1 protein-coding gene is annotated in these 1,524 nt (G+C 63.5%); it reads right to left on the reverse strand.

Features of this window, described 5'->3' with window-relative positions; all coding sequences use genetic code 11:
* Positions 1-990 (reverse strand): ISL3 family transposase (locus BSP109_RS16535; protein WP_257944758.1); only part of this gene is annotated, 990 nt, incomplete at its 3' end.
* Positions 991-1,524 lie beyond the last annotated feature (534 nt).

Genomic DNA, 1,524 nt, shown 5'->3' on the forward strand with positions numbered 1-1,524 from the left:
TCTGGACCCCGCAGCTTCGGGGTGCAGCGGGGTGGCCGGATTCTTAGCGCTCTTTCGGTAGGAAACCTGCCACTGACATGGCGGGAAACCTCTGCTCCACCGGCCTACAGATAGTCGATCACACACATCCTGCTGGATCCGTTGCCGGCATCGCTCATGAGCCCCTCCTGCGAGGGCGACGACGTGGAAGGGATCCATCACTGGGACCGCGTCGGGGAGCTCTTCTGCTGCGGCTGATTTGTATCCGGCGAAGCCGTCCATCGCGACGTCTTCTACACCACGCCGAAACGCCTGCGACTGGGCTGCCAGCCAGGTCTTGAAGACCTTCTTCGACCGTCCTTCGACGATGTCCAGCAGCCGGGAGGGGCCCGTCTTGTCACGGATCGGGGTCAGGTCGATGATGACGGTGACGTACTTGCTGCCGAACGGCGTGTGCCGCCAGACATACTCGTCGACACCGAGGACGCGGACACCGTCGAACCTTGTGGGGTCATCGAGTAGGAGCTGTTGGCCGGTGGCGAGGATGGCGGTGTTGACGGTGTGCCATGACGCGCCGAGGCTCGCGGCGATGCGGCTGATGGACATCCTGTCGATCACGAGGCATTTCAGCGCCCACAGCACAGCCGGCCTGGACAGCTTCGCGCGAGGAGCCGCGACCGTGGTGAGGTCTTCGCGCCAGACGCGTGCGCAGTTCAGACACCGGTAGCGACGGACGCGTACGTGGAGAATCGTGGGCCGCCAGCCCAGTGGGATGTGGACGAGTCTGCGGATCGCGGTTCCGCGTGGGATGCCTTCTGTTCCGCACTCGTGGCACCAGGAGTCCGGGCCCCTGGTGGTGCGGCATTCCAGGACTGCTTGATCGACGTCGACTGCTTGTCCCGTCACGGTCAGGTCGAGAGTGTCGAGCAGGCAGAACGCGTCGAGATCGGGGGTCGTGAAGATACGCTGGGCATGTCGGGGTCTTCCGGATGGAGAGTTAGGAACTTCCATCATCGGGAGACCTCGACGTCTATCTGTGGAACGACACGACCCCGGCCTTCTGCACCTGGCTCTACACCCTCAATTACGAAGAGCCGCTGAAGCTGCTGCACAACGAGTCCACCGACGACTGCATCGCGGCGGGAATCCGGCCGATGAGCTGAGCACGATTCGGCCGGTCCTGCCAGCGTCACGTCGGCATGACCGGAGCAGCGTCGAGAGTGCCGGTGTTCTGTACGCGTGGCACCAAGCACTCGGCCGGTGCAATCACGGACCGCGTCGTGCACAACGCCGTCTGGGTCGATGACGGCACCCACAATCTGCGCGAACAAGCGATACTGAGCCGGTAGACGGGTGCCGGTGGGGCCGCTGGTCTCCACTGACGCCACGAGTGGTTCCCCGCGGCAATATCGATGGCCCCTAGGGCGTGTCTGACAAAGGTGTAGTTCGCTGGCTGAGAGCCTGGAAGCATGTCGAGATTCCAGCTGCTTACTGATGCTCAGTGGTCGTTGATCGAAGATCTGCTGCCAGCTCCGACCGGCAGGC

The sequence above is a fragment of the Brevibacterium sp. Mu109 genome, from assembly GCF_900169375.1.
Taxonomy (GTDB): Bacteria; Actinomycetota; Actinomycetes; order Actinomycetales; family Brevibacteriaceae; genus Brevibacterium; species Brevibacterium yomogidense_A.